We start from the raw sequence: 17,148 nt of genomic DNA on the forward strand, positions 1-17,148 counted from the left end.
CTTTTTTAATTGTTAGTCGATATTTTCGGCGACTAGTTCCGCAATGTCTTTTACTTTTACGGAATCAATTTTTTCTGCCGCTTTGACACCATCTGTGATCATAGTGATACAGAATGGACAAGCAGTTGCGATGGTCGTAGCACCTGTATCAAGGAGTTGTCCTGTACGTTTGCTATTGACTCGCATACTTTCTGGATTGGATTCATCCACGTGTTCTTCCATCCAGTACTGCGCACCACCCGCACCACAACAAAGACCTTTGGAGTGATGGTCGACTGCTTCTTCAATTTTTCCACCGGATACTTTTTTCACAACATCACGAGGGTTATCGTAATTGTTGTTATATCGTCCGATGTAACAAGAGTCATGGTAAGTATACTTTCCAGTGTTTGCATCATCAGCCACTTTTACATCGATTTTACCTTCTTTGGAGAGTTGATTGATGTATTCCGAGTGGTGGATGACTTCGAAGTTTCCACCAAATTGCGGGTACTCGTTTTTGATAGTGTTATAACAATGTGGGCAAGCAGTTACGATTTTTTTGATACCGTATCCGTTGATTGTGTCCACGTTGGTTTGTGCTAGTGTTTGGTAGAGGTATTCGTTACCACCACGGCGAGCAGAGTCTCCTGAGCATCCTTCTTCTGTTCCAAGGATACCAAAGTTTACATCCGCTTTTTGCATGATTTTTACAAAGTCACGAGAGATCTTTTTGTTTCTTTCATCAAAAGCACCCGCACAACCTACCCAATAGAGTACGTCTACGTTTTTGTCTTCTGCTTCTGATAGAACTTTTACATTTAATCCCTCTGCCCAGTCGGCACGAGTGTGTGCACCAACACCCCATGGATTCGAATTGTTTTCCATATTGGTGAATGCTTTTTGAAGTTCAGGACTCATTTTTGATTCTGCAAGAACCAAGTGACGACGCATTTCAATGATGGCGTTTACTTGGTTGTTTCCAACAGGGCATGCTTCTACACACGCATAACAAGTAGTACATCCCCAAAGTGCTTCTTCACTGAGACCTTCGTGTGAGTTGATCACTCCTGTTTCAAGTGCTGCTACTGCTTCCGCTGCTTCTTCTGGCGATTTACCAGCACGTGCAGCAGCCACTTCTGGCATTTTTTCCAACATTTGGTGTTTGAGTTCCACGATGATGGCTTTTGGATTTAATACTTTGCCAGTTCTGTTGGCAGGGCATTCCACTTGGCAACGACCACATTCAATACAAGACATACCGTCGAGTAGGTTTGGCCAAGGGAAATCTTCCACACGGTTGGATCCCCAAACAGCATTTTCATCATCCAAATTGAGTTTGGAAAGTTGTCCTTTTGGAGTGTCAGTTGCGAGGAAATAGTTAAATGGAGCAAAAATTAAGTGAGCATGTTTTGAAGTAGGAACATACAACATAAAAGAGAAAACAGTGATGATGTGACCCCACCACATAATTTGGAAAACGATATCAGCTGAAGAGTTGGCAACTCCTACTGATTCCCAAAGTTTTCCAATTGCACCGTCAATCAAACCAGCATGAGTGTAGTAAGTTGCAGCAACTGTTTTGGCACCGTTTCCAAGTAAGGTGGTGACCATAAGGGTAGCAATCATACTGATGACGATAGCAGAAGCAGGAGAATGAACATCTAGTCCTTTTGCTTTTTTGATCCAACGTCTCCAAGCAAAAAACCCAAGACCAGTTAACACTAAAATGGATACATAGTTAACTGCTTGTTCGTAAATATGGTTAGCGGCTTCCCCAAATAAGAAATTAGGTAGTGCAAATTGGTAAGGATCTTCCATAACATAACCGAATACACCTGCGATCATTTGGCTTGTTGTATGGATCGTATAGACGATAAATCCATAAAAAACAAACGCGTGCATGATCCCACGTACTGGTTCGCGGAAGTTCTTTTTTTGTAAGATTACGTTTAGGAAAAAACTTTTTAAACGGAATCCGATGTTTAGGTTCTTTTTTGCATCTTCATTAAAAAATGCAGGACGACCGTTGAAGATCAATCCGAGCCTGTAAAGGATAGCGCGGACAAACACTACGTTTGCCACGACGAAAAAAGCTGTGAATAATAGGTGAAAGAGAATTCTTCCGATATCCATTTATATTTATGCCCTTAAGGTGTTTGGTATTTCCTAGGATTTCTATAGAAAAATCAATGTCCAGGAAAATTCGGTTTTTACAGGGATATGTCAGAAGATTTCCTGTCCAAGTAGGTAGAGATATGAACTTGTCCTCTTTTTCCCTGAACCCCAATGACCCAGCCGATGTTGTCCTTCTCAAAGCAGTGGATGGCAAACGAATCTCTCCCAGTGAAGCTCTCGTTTTGTACAAGGAAGGAGACTTTCTAAAAATCCAGATGGTAGCCCGGTACCTTCGTGAGAAGGTTAGGCCCCATTCGGAAGCCAGTTATACCATGTTTCGGGTGGTGAATTATACCAATTATTGCAATGTTGAATGTAGTTTTTGTTCCTTTATGGATGAAATTGGAAATGGGAAGGGATATGTTCTCTCAAAAGAGGACATCTTGCAGAAGATGGATTATGCTGTGGAAGAAGGTGCCGACCAAATGTTCTTACAAGGTGGGGTGTATCCGGAACTTCCTTTTGAGTATTATTTGGATGTGATCCGAACCGTGAAGTCAAAATACCCAAAGATGCACATCCGCGCCTTTTCTCCAGTAGAAGTCATCAATTTAGAAACCATTACTGGAAAACCTCTCAGAGAAGTCCTACAAATCCTAAAGGAAGCCGGTCTTGATTCTGTCCCTGGTGCCGGTGCAGAAATCCTTACGGAGAGGATGCGCCAAATCATCTCTCCGAAAAAAGCTTCCGTTGCGGAATGGGTTCGCGCGATGGAAACCTGCCATGAAGTGGGACTGAGAGGCTCTGCCAATATTGTGTTTGGCTCGGAAGAAACAAAAGAGGAAGTCATCGAACACTTGCAAGTGGTGCGTGATTTACAAGACAGAACTGGTGGATTTTTGTCCTTTATCCCTTGGACATTCCAACCACAAACCAAACGGTTTAAGGTAAGGCCTGTTCCGACACATGAATACCTAAAGGTTCTTGGAATTTGCCGTATCTTTTTAGATAACATTCCACATATTGAAACCTCGGTCATGGTGCTTGGCAAAGGGGTAGGCCAACTGGCATTGTATTCGGGTGCGGATGATATTTCCTCTGTTGTGATAGAAGAAAATGTCCTTAGGTCGTTTGGATTAAAAACGGAAAAAGAGGCACGAAAATTTTTGATGGAAGGGGGGTTTCGCCCGGTCCGAAGGAACCTCAATTACGAAGAAGTGAGTTCCCCACTAGAAGTAGTCTAAAATCACATTTTTCAAAAGACCGTTTGGTCTCGAAAGAATTTGGATAGGGAACTGCTTTAGGCAAAAAAAAAGATGGGGGATTTTCCCCATCTCGTAAGTTTTACACCTTATCCGTAATGGACATAAACTGAGAATCAGTCTCATTTGTAAGGTTAGAATCGAATCCTAATTCCGTCGATCTTTTTTTTACATTTCTAGGAGTGTGATGCGGTTTCTGCCTTCGTTTTTGGAAGTGTAAAGTGCCGTATCTATTTTATGGTAGAGTTCATCAAAACTGGGGTCGTCTTCTGGATGGAAAAGAGTGCCACCGATGGAAACCGTAAGAGTCAGGGAATCGCTCGGGTCGTTATAGATCGGAATTTGTAATTCTTCCATTTTTTCCCTGATGGATTCCGTTAACGTATGGAGTCCCTCTTTATCAATGGGAGAAACTAACAAACAAAACTCATCTCCCCCAATCCTTGCTGCAATGTCTGTGATACGAGTTCTAGACTTTAATGTTTTGGCAAAAGCTTGGATCGCAATGTCACCTTGTTTGTGTCCATAACGATCGTTAATGGTTTTAAGTTTGTCTAAATCCAAAATCACAAGACCAATCACAAATCCTTCACGGTGTGATCTTTTTTTATACAGATCAAATTGTTCTAATAGATGCCTTCTGTTAAAAAGTTCCGTCATGGAATCTACACGGGACAAATCTTCTATTTTCTGATTGATGCGTAGGAGTTTACCAACCGTTATGTGGAGTTTTTCTTTGATCCTATACTCTTCAAATCTCCAGTAATTGATGAGGAAATTGGCAACAATTCCAAAGGCTAACAAAAAGGAAACAATGAGAACATCCTGGTAGAAAAAATACCGATCAAATCCTTGGATGCGAGAAAAATTCAAATGAAGAGGGATAAAAATGGAAATATAAATCAAAGATAGGATACAGATTCGAATTGGCTCTAACCAGAGTAAGATGGAAGCTCCAGCGATCACAATTGCAGAACCGAATAAATAATAAGCATGGTTAGGGTTATCAAAAACCATCATCGGGATATAAAGAGTCACGAGTCCAATGAGTACAAGACTTGTGATTCCTAAGATTTGTTTTTGGTATCGTTTGATTCCTCTTTTTGCTAAGAGATAAACAGAAAAACAAATCGCAAGGGATGAAATTCGAAAAAATGCGATCCAAAAACTAGCTTCTTTTGTTCTCACAAGTGAGTCCACAAAGAGTAAAGAGATGATGGATGTAACAGCAGTCATTACGCTGAAAATTTGTAAAGAAGAAGCAATATCATCTAAATTTGTGGAGATAAACTCTGGGTGGTAGGGGCGTAAAAATAATTTACGCAAAACAAAACCGTATCGTTTGAATGTATACCTACGCATGGTGGAAACCAATCTTGAGAATACAGTTTGTCGTTTCGTTGTAAACCATTTAGTGGGTTAGAACAAAATCACTTTTCGTTGCGTTTTGGCTAAGACATCCGGTAAGGACATTCCATCACTTCCCAAAGTCCGGATCCTTTCTCCATTTGAATATAGTACAACTCCTTGGATTCCGAAATTCCCTACGTAGGTAAAGGTAATTTGGTCCAAACGGTCTTTTAAGATTTCCATACTACCTCCTGAACTCAATTCTTCCGAAATGGAAATGTGTAAGATTCCGTTCTCCAAACGATAGTTTGGTTCCATTCGGATTTTTTTAGTCAGAGCAGAAAGTACACCTTTTGATTTTTCAGTCACCGTTGGTCCCTTGGTGAGTTCTTGGAATAAAAATACAATGGGGTCCCCACCTGGAAATTCGCGGGTGAGTTTTACAAGTTGGGACTGGCTATTTTTTCCAGAACCATAAAATTTGAGAAAGTACACAGGAAGGTAGCCAGGCTCAGCACTGATTCGTTTTCCTGCACCAGGGAACCTGTCTTCTGGAAGAGTGATCTCAGGAATGGTTTCATCGATGACTTTTGTTTGTTTGGTGGACTTTGTATTTGTAGGGTAAGAATGATTGAATACTTCTTCTTCCCAATTTAAATCATCTTCAAACGTTTCACTTTGAAACGGATCCACTGGTTCGGCAAATTTTGTTTTTTCAGCTTGTTTTCCAATGTTACGGAACCCCTGTTTTGGAAAAAAATTTCCAGAAACTTTGGGATCAAACCCCATGGACTTTTCAATTAGGACGAGTACAAAGAAGATCCCGCCAAGGAAATAGCGTAATGATTTCCATTTGTCTTCTTGGATTTGGGGATGTACCGCCACAGTATCAATGTCGGAAATGTATTGGATTTCGAATTTAAAAAAATTGTTTTAAATTTGTTAAATCTTCAATTTTCCAATCAAAGTCTGGAATTTCGCCTGGAACTCCATGACCATAGGTGCAAAAACCAAATGGGCATCCATTTTGCCGCGCTGCCTCCCAATCACTGAACCGATCCCCAATCATCGCAATGGAATTTGGTTCTAAACTGTATTTGCGCACATACTCAGCTAAAATTTCACCTTTGGTGTGGATGGTCTCTTGGTTGATCACAACAATTGGTTCGAAGTATTGTAATACGCCGGCTGTATCGAGAACGGTTTCAATATAAGGTTTTCGACCATTGGAAGCGCAAGTGATCGTATAACCTTTTTCTTTGAGATAATGAATGGTAGAACCAACACCAGCGTAAAAATCCCCGCCACCACTGCGGATGGAATCACACAGTAAATCTAAAACTCTAGCCGAAATGGAATCTCTTTCGACTTCTGGTAATGAGGGGAGGAGGTTTGCAAAAATAGTCCGCACTGGTTTTCCAATTTCATTGATGATCTGATCGTGTGTGGGTAGGGATGTAATTTTTCCCGTTTTCTTAGCAAACTCTTCGATTGCCTGCACATACGTCTTAAAGATTATGGATTCTGAGGAAAATAAGGTCCCATCGACATCGAAGGCGACCATACGGATTTCCCCCAAGCGGTTTTCTTGCATTACCACCAGAAAAGAATTTGGTGGTCTGTTGGCAAGTAAGGAATAAAATCTTATGCTCGTGCAAAACAGTTTATCAGAAGTTCTTCGGGCCAGAGAAGAATTGTTTTCCAGGACAATTTGGACTGATCCCACATCACAGTTGCAAAACCGAGTGAAAGGATCGGAACTTTCTCGTTATTTTTTACTCACCGAATCGGAACGAATAGGGATTGAACAAACCATCCGATTATTAGTTTCGACCACTCCCTATTATTTATCTTTGTCTGATCCCACGGACCCAAACTGTCCCATACGAAGGATGATTGTTCCAACAGCGGAGGAGGCAGTATTTTCATTAGAAGAAAGTTCCGATCCTTTGGATGAGGAACGACTAAGTCCTGTTCGTGGGCTCACTCATATGTACCCAAATCGTGTCCTTCTGTTTTCAAACCATTCGTGCAGTGTATATTGTCGCCATTGTATGCGAGGTAGAAAGGTATCTTCTAGTGGGGAAAGAATGGAAAAAGCAGATTTAGAGACTGCATTTGATTACATACGAAACCATCCTGAAGTAGAAGATGTAGTGGTGAGTGGTGGAGATCCATTAAATCTTGCAGATGCAAGGCTTGAGTGGATTTTACAGGAACTAAATCAAATACCACACGTTCGCATTTGTAGGCTTGGGACAAGAAATCCAGTCACCTTACCATTTCGCATAACAGATGAATTGTGTAAAATCATTGAAAGGTATAATGACGATAATTTATCGATATTCTGTCATACCCAATTTAACCATCCAAAGGAATGTACAAAGGAAGCTAAGGATGCTGTATTACGTCTGTTAAAAGTAGGAGTATCTGTAGGGAATCAGGCAGTATTATTAAAAGGCATCAACGATGATGAAGAAATAATGCTCACACTTCATAAAAAGTTATTGGAAATGCGAGTTCGTGCCTATTACCTTTATGACCCAGAACTCATTCCTGGTTCCAGGGGTTTTCGCACTCCACTTGCTCGTGGGATTGAAATCGTAGAGTATATGCGAGGAAAAATTGGAGGGATGGGAATTCCTCATTTTGTCAATGATCTTCCTGGTGGTGGCGGTAAAATTACCATCGGTGCCAATTGGTATTTAGGTTATTATCCAAAAACAAGACAACATGCCTTTCGTTCCGCAGTGACTAAAAAAATACATTTTTCATTTGAACCAGTTGGTTCCGACAAAGAATCTTATTATCCAGTTCTTTTAGATGCAGATTGGGAGAAATTCCAAGCCGAATGAAAACAGTCATTCTTGCATGTGATATTTACAATCCAGACGATCCAAAACGTTCCCAGGAATGGGAATCGGAAGAAACCATATCGCTTATGGAAAATACCATTCGTTCCTTAGGGTATAATGTTGTGTCACTTTCGGATGCAAAAGAAATTACATCTGTTCTTTCCAATATTCCAAAGGGTAACAGGGAAAATTGGATCGTGTGGAATCTTGTGGAAGGTTATACATCTACCTCAAGAGAAGCATACATTCCTGCGTTATGCGAATATTTAGGAATCCCACATACGGGAAGTTCAGCTTCCGTCCAATGTTTCACTTTGGATAAATTTAAAACCAAACTTTTTTTGCATTCGATGGGAATTCGAGTAACGGATTCAGAACTACTGACAGAATTTCAAACCAAACCGAAAATCAAATTTCCAGTATTTGTGAAACCCAATGGAGAAGGATCGAGTTTGGGAATTTCAGAGTCGAATACAATCCAAGACCAAGGAGAATGGGAAGATACAATCCCAAAACTTTTAGAGGAACACTCTCCACTTTTAATAGAACCATTTTTAACTGGAAGGGAACTTACGGTAGGTGTGATCGGAAATTTGAACCACTACCAAGTTTTACCGATAGCATATGTGGATACTCCTTCTGGGATTTACCATGAAGGAATCAAATCTAAATCAGAATTTTTAGAATCTTTGGACTTCGAAGTTCCGATTGCCCTCCAAAAGGAATTAGAATCCACTTCTTTGAAAATTGCAAAATTTCTTGGAAGTTCTGGTTATATTAGAATCGATTATAAATTGGAAAAAGAAATACCTTATTGTTTGGAAGTGAATGCTACACCAGGTTTTTCTAAGATTTACTCCACCTTGCCGATGTTATGGGAAAAATCAGGGAAATCATATTCGGAATTATTAGAATTATGTATCAATTTAGGTTTTGAAGAATACCAAACTCATCCGCGTTACCAATATGGAAAGGACCAAAACGTATGAATCTCATTGGAATGTTAAAAAGGGAAGTGGAAACTCATTCTGTTTTACAAACAAAGTGGCTAAGAGAAAGAAATATTAGAATGAGTTTTGATGATTTAATCCTTTGGCTTAGCCAAGAATACTATGTATCCATTGGATTTGTCGATTGGTTTTTGTTAGTTGCTGCCAATACAAGAGACCAAAATGCCAAAATAGTCCTTGTCGAAAATATTTGGGAAGAATTGGGAGAAGGGAACATCTCCGAAACACATGTATCGATACTTACAAGTTTTTTGGAACAACTTAATTTTGATTTTTCGAAGCATCAAATTTTACCTGAGACAAAAACCTATCTAGATAAAATGAAATCGGTAATTGATTTGGGTTTTTTTTATGGGTTAGGAGCACTAGGACCTGCCAATGAATATTTACTTAAATTGGAATACTCACAAATTGCGAACGCATACCATCAATTGAAAAGAGAATTCAATTTGCCAGAAGGTAAATTTTTTCAGGTGAATTTAGATGCAGATGAAGGGCATAGCAAACGATTGTTTGATCTCATAGAAACTGTTTGTATTACGGAGGAATCCAAAAAACAAGTGATCGAAGGGAACCGATTGGCACTAGATGCAAGAGAAGATTTTTATTTGGGTTTGTCTCGTTTGGATGAAGGGAAACGTTACTTAACCAAGTGATTTCTTAAATTTTTTAAGTAGTACCATTACAAACATTCCTAAAAATGGAACGAGTGGCAAATACAGAATCCAAACAAAATACCGATAGAATCGTAGATTCCATGCCAAAACTCGAACTCCAAAAAAACCAGGAAATCGGTTTCCATTTTGGATGATTTGTACTTCTCCTTTGCATTGATCCTTTGTTAATTGCGAATGGATTTTCTTTAAATCCTCTTCAGAAAAGGTATGGTAAGATACGATTTCAATTGGTTTGATGGACTGTTTTTGTAAGGAAAACGCCAATCGCGTACAAAAGGAACATTCTCCATCATATATTAATTTCATTTTAGTTTTACGTTAATGGAGTTGGTAGACCAAAGTCTTCTGGTTGGGATTTCAGAAGTGAGATGATTCCAGGGATGAGTGATTGGTCCACACCGAGCCAATAATAATACCAAGAGTTATCTTTTTCTATTCCTTGTGCAATGGACATATACCATTTATTGATTGTATTGTCAGGTTTACTCCGCCAAAAAAGAGGACTACAGTGTTCTAAAATTTGGTCCCAAATGTCTCGACCAACACCTGCACCTCTTGCCACACCATTGACAGCAAATTTAGATAACAAATAACCATATTCGGTTTTTTGCATCCAAGCGCAGGCACGATAGGATTCTTCTAAAAATAATACATCAAACTTACTTTGAAAAAAATCTGGTTTTAGTTTTTTTCCAAACGATTCTTCTATCAAACGAAAGAGACGCACCATATCCACACCATCAGTGGATTCAAACTTATGGATTTTATTTTTACGTTTTACAAGGGTTCCACTTCCTTTTACAGTAAAAAGTTCCGTTAACAGTGTGAAAGGTGAAGTGAGAACAATACTGAATTTTGGATCCTCAATTTTGGATAACATTGCCTCAGAAAGTTGGATGAATTCTTTTTGGCTTTCTGTAATGGTGAACCCACTGGGAATCGGAAAGGTATTTTCCATTTGTAAAATTGATTTTACTTTCCCAGAATTTGGATCTTTCAAAGGTCCATCGATGGATACATAAATCACTTTTGAGGAATGTAGGATAGCTCTGCAACGATCTAAGACGGATTCGAGTTTTTCAATTTCATCATTCCAAAGTAAGATTGGGATTTTTTTCTTATTAATAGAAGTTTTAACCGATTCACGAAGTGGTTCATCTCTTGCGATGATTTCATATGAAAATCCTAGTGTCTTTTCATCATTCGGATTGGCTCCCATTTGTTCGAGTGGGAAAAAAACTTTTAAGTACTGAAAACTATCCTCTTCCAAAACAACAAAGGGAAATAAATCCAATTGGTAGAGGAGTTTTAAGTCAGAAAATAAGGCCTCGGAACTTTCAAAGATGGTTTCGGAATCTGCATACAGAATGGCAAACGATTCGGGAGAAAGGGATTGGAATTCTTTTAAGAAGAGAAGACCATCTCTTGGATCTCTAGTGATTTCAAAAACACGACTTAAAATGTCCTTTGATTTCATTTCCCCCCTCTTAACTCATAATCTACGATTTTTGCCTTTAAATTTGCATGTTTCAGTGTGATGTGTTTGTTTTCTTTTAGACCAAATTTCCCAAGGAGAGAAAAATCAGCGCATAATACTGTAAACTTCCAACCACCAAATTCGTTTTTTAAAACTTTACCAAATTGAAAGTACATCTCCCGTAGATCTTCCATTGGTTTACCGATACGGTCACCATAAGGAGGGTTTGTGACTAAGTGACCTTTCGAACCAAATGTATTCTTTAGTGTTAAACAGTCTGAGACTTCAAATTTGATAAAATCTTCCACTCCTGCTTCATAGGCATTTTCCTTGGCAATGCGGATGGCTTCAGGGTCTATATCAAATCCATACAAATGGGGAGAAGTTGGGTTTTCCTTTTTTCTTTCTGAGAAAACATAGGTTGGAAATAAAGTTTGGAAAATAGGGGATTCTGCAAAGAGGAATCTGTTGATTTCACCAAACAAGCGTTCTCTGAGTGCAGCTTCGATCAGAACTGTTCCCGATCCACACATTGGGTCAACTAAGGTTTCCCCTTCCTTCCAATCAGACATTTCAAGCATTGCTTGTGCAATAGGTTCTCTTACAGGGGCATTTCCTGCATGGAGTCTGTAACCTCTTCTTCCCACCGGGTCACCCGATAACGAAAGTTCGACGCTAAAACGATCTGTATGTGACCTGACGACGATGGTAATATCCGCTAAACGTTTCTCAATTTCAGGCAGAGGGACTTTTTTGGCCCTGAGTCTGTCAAGGATGGCATCCTTTGTTCGATGCATTGTAAATTCAGAATTTTTTAATTTGTCTTTAGTTTCTGCATCGATACGAAAACTCACATTGGGACCTATGTATTTTTCCCAAGGGATATCGGATGTTTTGGTATAAAATTCGTCGTAGTTTTGAGCATTGTCGTGGAGGAGTTGCAAATTCACACGAGAGGCAAATTTAGTATGGATGGCAAATTGGATGACATCCTCTTTTTTGCCTGAGAAAAAAATTCCACCACGGTTGTGATTACTGATTTTTAGATGAAAGGATTGGATTTCCGTTTCCAAAAGCGGAGAAAGTCCTTCTCCGCAAATGGCATGATAGGTGGGATGAGTAGGTTTTATTCCGAATCTCCTAATTTTTGAGCCAAATAGTTTTGTAAACCAATGGATTCAATGAGCGAAGTTTGAGTTTCAATCCAATCAATGTGTTCTTCTTCCGAGACTAGGATTTTTTCCAAGAGTTCTCTTGTTCCATTGTCTTTACTTGCCACACAAATATCAATCCCACGGTTCAATCGTTCTACTGCATTGTATTCCAATTGTAAGTCATGTTGTAACATTTCAGGAACAGTTTGGCCTACATTGATTTTCATGTACTTTTGTAAGTCAGGGATTCCATCAAAATAAAGGATGCGTTCCATGATTTCGTCAGCATGTTTCATTTCTTCAATGGATTCTTTTCTAAGATACTCGGCAAGTTCCATGTATCCCCAATTTTTGCATAATTTTGCGTGAATGAAATACTGATTGATGGCTGTGAGTTCCGCAGAGAGAACTTCTGCTAATATGTCGATTACTTCTTTTTTTCCCTTCATATGGGTAACCTCAAATTCTCGGTTCAATTGGAAAGATAATTGGTTTTCATAGAATAGGCAAGCGGAAACTATATTCGAATGAAGAAAGTTTACATTCACAATCCTGCGATGAGTGTATTTGGTAAACACAAAGGATCACAACTCGATTTGTCCTCTGTTACCGCAAAACAATCTGTACATGAGTTTCAATCTCACAAAATTCAATTCATCATCTATGCAAGTTTTTCACCAGATTCCTATAATCAGGAATTTCATCTTTCTGCAAAAATTGCTGCCAGGTTAGGACTAAAAGATCTTTATTCCATCCGGATGGAAACAGCATCCTCTTCTGGTGCAGCAGCGTTCCAATTGGGAGTGAATTTGATTCTCAGTGGTCGGTTTGACCATGGACTTGTGATTGCAACAGAACTCATGTCACAACTCAACCGAGAAGAAAGCAATTTATTGTTAGGTTCAGTTCTCTCTGATTCACAACGCAAACTGGGAATGTCAATGGCACAAGGTGGTGCTATGATCACAAACCAATACCTACATGAATATGGCTACGAGGCAGAGGATTTGTTTGCCATTGCAAAAAAACTGCATGATAATGGATTACAAAATCCAAAGGCACATATCAAAAAAAATCTAACCCTGGAAGAATACAAAAACCAACCTAAGATCACAAGTCCTCTGGGGCTTTATGATATCTCTCCTTTATCTGATGGGTCGGTTGCCTTGATTTTATCCAAAGATCCAAGTTCGGTATCTGTCAAAGGAATGGGTTCTGGTTTATCTCCTTTCCTTCCGAGTGCAGAACCTAGTTTTTTAGCCAATCGGATTGCTTTTGCGAAGGCATACGAGGAGGCAGGAGTGGGACCAAGTGACATCCATTTTGCGGAGTTACACGATGCATTTACCCCATTTGAACTTGTGGGTGCCGAAGACGCTGGTTTTTTCAAACGTGGTGAGGCCTTATTCCAGGTAAAAGCGGGTCTAACTCATCCAAAAGGCAAATTACCGATCAATGCTTCCGGTGGGCTGAAATCACGGGGCCACCCCGTCGGAGCATCGGGACTTGCACAAATTGTGGAACTTTGTAGGTTCTTTTCTGAATGGCCTGAAAAGCGGTTGGCAGTAGCACAAAGTATAGGTGGACTAGCTACAAACAACTTTGTGTCGATATTAGAAAGAGTCTGATGCCTGAAAAAATCCTCATCATCCAAACCGCTTTCCTTGGCGATTTAATCCTCTCTACCTCCTTTTTTCACGCTGTGAAAATGGAACACAAGGAAAGTGAAATCCATGTGTTAGTCAATTTAGGTACGGAATCAGTATTAGATCATAATCCCGATATAACGCAAGTTTGGTGCCTAGATAAAAAGAAAATTAAAAAGAACCCATTTTTTTTCTTAAAGTTCATCCAAAAATTGAGAAAAGAAAAGTTTGATAAAGTGTATTCTCCCCATTTTTCTTATCGTTCCAGTTTAATTTCTTTTTTCACAATGGCTCCAATACGAATTGGTTACAAAGAATCTGGTTTTTCCTTTCTTCATACCAAGTTGGTTCCAAGACCAAAACAAGGTCCTCATGAAGTGGAAAAATTATTTTCATTATTGTTTGAGCCATATGATTTCCCAACAGGAAGGGAACGAAGGCCCTATTTGTATCCAAGTGAAGAAGAGGAATCTTCCTATTTTGCCAAAAGGACAAAACTTCTTAAAAACGAAACAGGTTACATATTAATTGCTCCATCTTCCTTATGGGAAACGAAACGAATGCCAGAAGAAAAATTTGTAAGTGTCATCACACAAATTTTAAGAAAGAGAAATGAATCGGTGATTCTCATTGGAAGTAAGGCAGATTTAGAAATCCAAGATCATATTTTTCGAATGATGAAAACAGAACCATTAGAAATCAAAGAAAGAGAAAGGTTACTTTCTTTAGTCGGACAAACAAGTTTAAAAGAACTTATGGTTTGGATTCAAAATGCAACTGCTATCATTTCCAATGATTCGAGTCCTATTCATTTTGCTTCTGCATTTAATACACCTACGGTTATGATCTACGGCGCAACAATCCCAGAATTTGGTTATGGAAGTTTGTCAGACAAACATCGAATCATGCAAGTGAATGGTCTAAACTGTAGACCTTGTGGAATTCACGGAGGAAGGATTTGTCCTGAAGGCCATTTCCGTTGTATGTTAGATCAAAATCCTGTACGCATTTTTGAAGCACTTGAGGAAGTGATTAAAACATGAAACAACCGCAATTAAAATCTAAAGAATATGATGCATATACGTATCAAAAAAGAATCTCTAAAGTTCAAAAAAAATTAAAAAATGGAGAAATTCTGATTCTTTTTGCGGCGAATCATAAAATTCGTAACCGTGATGTAGAATATAAGTTTAGACAAAATTCTGATTTTTATTATCTAACAGGGATTAAAGAAGAAGATTCTATTTTAATTATAACCTCCGAAACAGTTGGTATGTTTTGTTTGCCCAAGGACAAAGAGAGAGAAATTTGGACAGGGATTCGATTGGGTAAAGAAAAAATTAAATCGATGTTAGGTTTAAATTTTGTTTATGATTTAAATGATTGGGACAAACAAAAATCAGCAATTCTATTAGGAAATCATACATTATACTATTTTTTTGGCGAAAACCCAGATAGAGACCGAGAACTTTTATTGGAATGCAAACAGTTATCGGAACGAGCAAGAGAAGGAAAATTTGGACCACATCGAATTGAACATCCCAATTTTTTGCATGAAGAACGACTCACCAAATCCAAAGAAGAAATTCAAATTCTAAAAAATGCTGCTGAAATCACCAAACTAGGGCATATGCGGATCATGCGAGAAAGTAAACCTGGTATGTACGAATATGAATTAGAAGCCTTACTAGAACAAGAATACTTAAAGTATGGTTCCATAGGTGGAGGGTATGGGCATATAGTTGCTTCTGGAAAAAATGCATGTATTTTACATTATGTAAACAATGATGATAAACTTTCGGATGGAGATTTGGTATTAGTTGATTCAGGTGCTGAATGGAATTATTATACGGCTGATGTGACGCGAGTTTTTCCTGTTGGTAAAAAATTTTCCGAATCACAAAAGATGATCTATGAAGTTGTGTTGTATGCGCAGAAAAATGCAATCCAACATTCAGTCGCAGGAATACCATTCAATGAAGTACATGAAAAAACAGTTCGCTTTTTGGCAGACTGCCTTCGGGAAATGGGATTTTTAAAAGGCAACTTGGATGAAATTTTAGAAAAAGAAACTTATAAAAAGTATTATATGCATCGTACGGGACACTATTTGGGAATGGATGTTCATGATGTCGGCAGATACTTTTTAGAAGGTAAATCAAGACCTTTAAAAGACGGGCAAGTAGTCACTGTCGAACCTGGATTGTATTTTGATCCGAGTGATGAGTCGATTCCAAAAGAGTTTCGTGGGATAGGCATTCGTATAGAAGATGACATTCTCATCAATGGAAAAACTCCTATCAACTTAACAGAATCAATTCCAAAGGAAATATCAGAAATCGAAGCTTTGAAAGCGTAACGATTTTCATTCGGATCATGCCAAGAGAACTGCCAAAAAGGTTTCGCTCCGTACGTTATTTTGATCGTATCAGTTCAGAAATTGCTGATATTGTTCGTATCGAAATGGAGAAGTTAGGTTATCCTGGACTCACAACTTCTCATTTTGAAATTTTAACATTTTTGATTCGAACATCGAAACCTATCAATATGACTCAAATAGCCAAAACGATTGAAAAAACCAAACCTACTTGTACTGTGCTCGTGAATCGATTGGTAAAAGAAGGTCTTGTGGATCGAAATCCGTCTCCCAGTGATGGTAGGGAATGGGCTATCTTACTTTCAAAAGAGGGAAAAAAAATACGGAAAAAAATCGTAACCATTTCCGCAAAATTATTATCCCTGCAAACTTGGGGAATTTCAAAAGAAAGCGAGGATATTTTGTACCCTATCCTCGATGAAATTTATAAACACATCCGAGACAGAAAAGGAATTGTGTAAATTTTTAAGAAGTAAACACAGGTCTTCTGACTTCAACAGATGCGGAGATCCCTTCTTTAGCATCAGGTGATTGGATACTTGCAATCGTGTTTTTAACATCTTCACTCACTAAATCAAGTAAAGGTTTGTGAACACTTAAAATTCCTTTTTTTGTATCTTTCATAGCTGAGTAAGAATTTTTTTTCAGTTTGGTTTGTAATGACTTTGATTTCTTTTTCAGATCATCTTCTGTTTCTGAAATTTCTTCAAATAAAGTAGGGTATTCCTTAGCTTTGAAAGCATCACCAAGCAATACATGACGTTTTGCTAAATCATAACCAACGGCTTCACCCATCAGTGCATACACAAAAGAAGGGACTTGAATTCCAATTTTTACTTCTGGTAGTCCAAAACGAATGTCAGAAGTGGCAAATCTATAATCACATACAAGAGCAAGCATCGCACCATAACCTAACGCATGTCCTGAAACTTCTGCAATGGTAGGCATTGGTAGTTGGTAAATTTCAGTTAAGTTGTGATAAAATAGTTCTAAGAATGGAGCTAGGTCTTTTGACATATCCATCGAACTAACAGTTGTCAAGTCTAGACCCAATGAAAAAGATCCAGGAGAAGTGCTTCTTAAAACCACAACCTTTGCCTTTGAATCCTTAGCTTCTTTGATTGATTGTTTTAATGCCAAAAAAGAATCATTGGAAAAACTGTTCTTGTCATTAATCGCAAGTTGAATGATTCCGATTCCATCATTCAGTTCAAAACTTATCATAATTCCCTCGATTTGGTTA

General features: G+C 38.6%; 17 protein-coding genes. 8 read left to right on the forward strand and 9 right to left on the reverse strand.

Going from position 1 to position 17,148, the window contains the following annotated elements:
* Positions 1-12 precede the first annotated feature (12 nt).
* Positions 13-2,115: a (Fe-S)-binding protein gene (locus CH354_RS08170; RefSeq protein WP_100726876.1), complete on the reverse strand. Its 2,103-nt coding sequence runs from the start codon at positions 2,113-2,115 to the stop codon at positions 13-15.
* A 122-nt stretch (positions 2,116-2,237) separates the two neighbouring features.
* On the opposite strand from CH354_RS08170, the gene mqnC reads away from it, so the two are divergent.
* Entirely contained in the window at positions 2,238-3,341 is a 1,104-nt protein-coding gene (gene mqnC, locus CH354_RS08175; RefSeq protein WP_100726949.1) for a cyclic dehypoxanthinyl futalosine synthase, read from the forward strand.
* Positions 3,342-3,527: 186 nt separating this feature from the next.
* Here mqnC and CH354_RS08180 read toward each other — a convergent pair whose 3' ends face one another.
* Genes CH354_RS08180 through CH354_RS08190 form a run of 3 tightly spaced genes read right to left on the reverse strand, consistent with a single transcriptional unit; the run spans position 3,528 to position 6,273 of the window.
* Positions 3,528-4,721 carry a GGDEF domain-containing protein gene (locus tag CH354_RS08180; protein WP_100726875.1) on the reverse strand — a complete coding sequence of 398 codons (1,194 nt, stop codon included), beginning with the start codon at positions 4,719-4,721 and terminating at the stop codon, positions 3,528-3,530.
* Between the two features lie 57 nt (positions 4,722-4,778).
* Positions 4,779-5,594, reverse strand: a complete 816-nt coding sequence (locus CH354_RS08185; RefSeq protein ID WP_100726874.1) for a GerMN domain-containing protein — start codon at positions 5,592-5,594, stop codon at positions 4,779-4,781.
* A gap of 34 nt (positions 5,595-5,628) precedes the next feature.
* Positions 5,629-6,273: an HAD family hydrolase gene (locus CH354_RS08190; RefSeq protein WP_238761094.1), complete on the reverse strand. Its 645-nt coding sequence runs from the start codon at positions 6,271-6,273 to the stop codon at positions 5,629-5,631.
* 82 nt (positions 6,274-6,355) lie between these two features.
* Here CH354_RS08190 and CH354_RS08195 point away from each other — a divergent pair, with 82 nt between their 5' ends.
* Genes CH354_RS08195 through CH354_RS08205 form a run of 3 tightly spaced genes read left to right on the forward strand, consistent with a single transcriptional unit; the run spans position 6,356 to position 9,230 of the window.
* A complete protein-coding gene (locus tag CH354_RS08195; RefSeq protein WP_100726872.1) occupies positions 6,356-7,564 on the forward strand; it encodes a KamA family radical SAM protein in 1,209 nt (402 codons plus the stop codon).
* The gene (locus CH354_RS08200) at positions 7,561-8,553 is read left to right on the forward strand and encodes a D-alanine--D-alanine ligase family protein (protein WP_100726871.1); all 993 of its coding nucleotides are present in this window, start codon (positions 7,561-7,563) and stop codon (positions 8,551-8,553) included. The genes CH354_RS08195 and CH354_RS08200 overlap by 4 nt, the downstream gene beginning before the upstream one ends.
* Positions 8,550-9,230 (forward strand): iron-containing redox enzyme family protein, encoded by a 681-nt coding sequence (locus tag CH354_RS08205; RefSeq protein WP_100726870.1) that lies wholly within the window; start codon positions 8,550-8,552, stop codon positions 9,228-9,230. The genes CH354_RS08200 and CH354_RS08205 overlap by 4 nt, the downstream gene beginning before the upstream one ends.
* Here the strand turns inward: CH354_RS08205 and CH354_RS08210 are convergent.
* The 4 genes from CH354_RS08210 to bfr are packed head-to-tail and all read right to left on the reverse strand — an operon-like array spanning position 9,219 to position 12,331.
* On the reverse strand, positions 9,219-9,557 hold the full coding sequence (locus CH354_RS08210; protein ID WP_100726869.1) for a DCC1-like thiol-disulfide oxidoreductase family protein: 339 nt from the start codon (positions 9,555-9,557) through the stop codon (positions 9,219-9,221). The genes CH354_RS08205 and CH354_RS08210 overlap by 12 nt on opposite strands.
* A gap of 7 nt (positions 9,558-9,564) precedes the next feature.
* Positions 9,565-10,728, reverse strand: a complete 1,164-nt coding sequence (locus tag CH354_RS08215) for an acetylglutamate kinase (RefSeq protein ID WP_100726868.1) — start codon at positions 10,726-10,728, stop codon at positions 9,565-9,567.
* Entirely contained in the window at positions 10,725-11,906 is a 1,182-nt protein-coding gene (locus CH354_RS08220; RefSeq protein ID WP_409036404.1) for a THUMP domain-containing class I SAM-dependent RNA methyltransferase, read from the reverse strand. The genes CH354_RS08215 and CH354_RS08220 overlap by 4 nt, the downstream gene beginning before the upstream one ends.
* Positions 11,855-12,331 carry a bacterioferritin gene (bfr, locus tag CH354_RS08225; protein WP_100726948.1) on the reverse strand — a complete coding sequence of 159 codons (477 nt, stop codon included), beginning with the start codon at positions 12,329-12,331 and terminating at the stop codon, positions 11,855-11,857. The genes CH354_RS08220 and bfr overlap by 52 nt, the downstream gene beginning before the upstream one ends.
* Before the next feature lie 78 nt (positions 12,332-12,409).
* Here bfr and CH354_RS08230 point away from each other — a divergent pair, with 78 nt between their 5' ends.
* Genes CH354_RS08230 through CH354_RS08245 form a run of 4 tightly spaced genes read left to right on the forward strand, consistent with a single transcriptional unit; the run spans position 12,410 to position 16,366 of the window.
* Entirely contained in the window at positions 12,410-13,510 is a 1,101-nt protein-coding gene (locus CH354_RS08230) for a thiolase family protein (RefSeq protein WP_100726866.1), read from the forward strand.
* On the forward strand, positions 13,510-14,571 hold the full coding sequence (gene waaF, locus CH354_RS08235) for a lipopolysaccharide heptosyltransferase II (RefSeq protein ID WP_100726865.1): 1,062 nt from the start codon (positions 13,510-13,512) through the stop codon (positions 14,569-14,571). The genes CH354_RS08230 and waaF overlap by 1 nt, the downstream gene beginning before the upstream one ends.
* Complete coding sequence (locus CH354_RS08240) at positions 14,568-15,887, forward strand: aminopeptidase P N-terminal domain-containing protein (protein WP_100726864.1); 1,320 nt, start codon at positions 14,568-14,570, stop codon at positions 15,885-15,887. The genes waaF and CH354_RS08240 overlap by 4 nt, the downstream gene beginning before the upstream one ends.
* Positions 15,888-15,904: 17 nt before the next feature.
* Positions 15,905-16,366: a MarR family winged helix-turn-helix transcriptional regulator gene (locus CH354_RS08245; protein ID WP_100726863.1), complete on the forward strand. Its 462-nt coding sequence runs from the start codon at positions 15,905-15,907 to the stop codon at positions 16,364-16,366.
* Between the two features lie 4 nt (positions 16,367-16,370).
* Here CH354_RS08245 and CH354_RS08250 read toward each other — a convergent pair whose 3' ends face one another.
* Complete coding sequence (locus CH354_RS08250) at positions 16,371-17,129, reverse strand: enoyl-CoA hydratase/isomerase family protein (protein ID WP_100726862.1); 759 nt, start codon at positions 17,127-17,129, stop codon at positions 16,371-16,373.
* Positions 17,130-17,148: the final 19 nt, after the last annotated feature.

The sequence above is a fragment of the Leptospira levettii genome (assembly GCF_002812085.1).
Lineage (GTDB): Bacteria > Spirochaetota > Leptospiria > Leptospirales > Leptospiraceae > Leptospira_A > Leptospira_A levettii.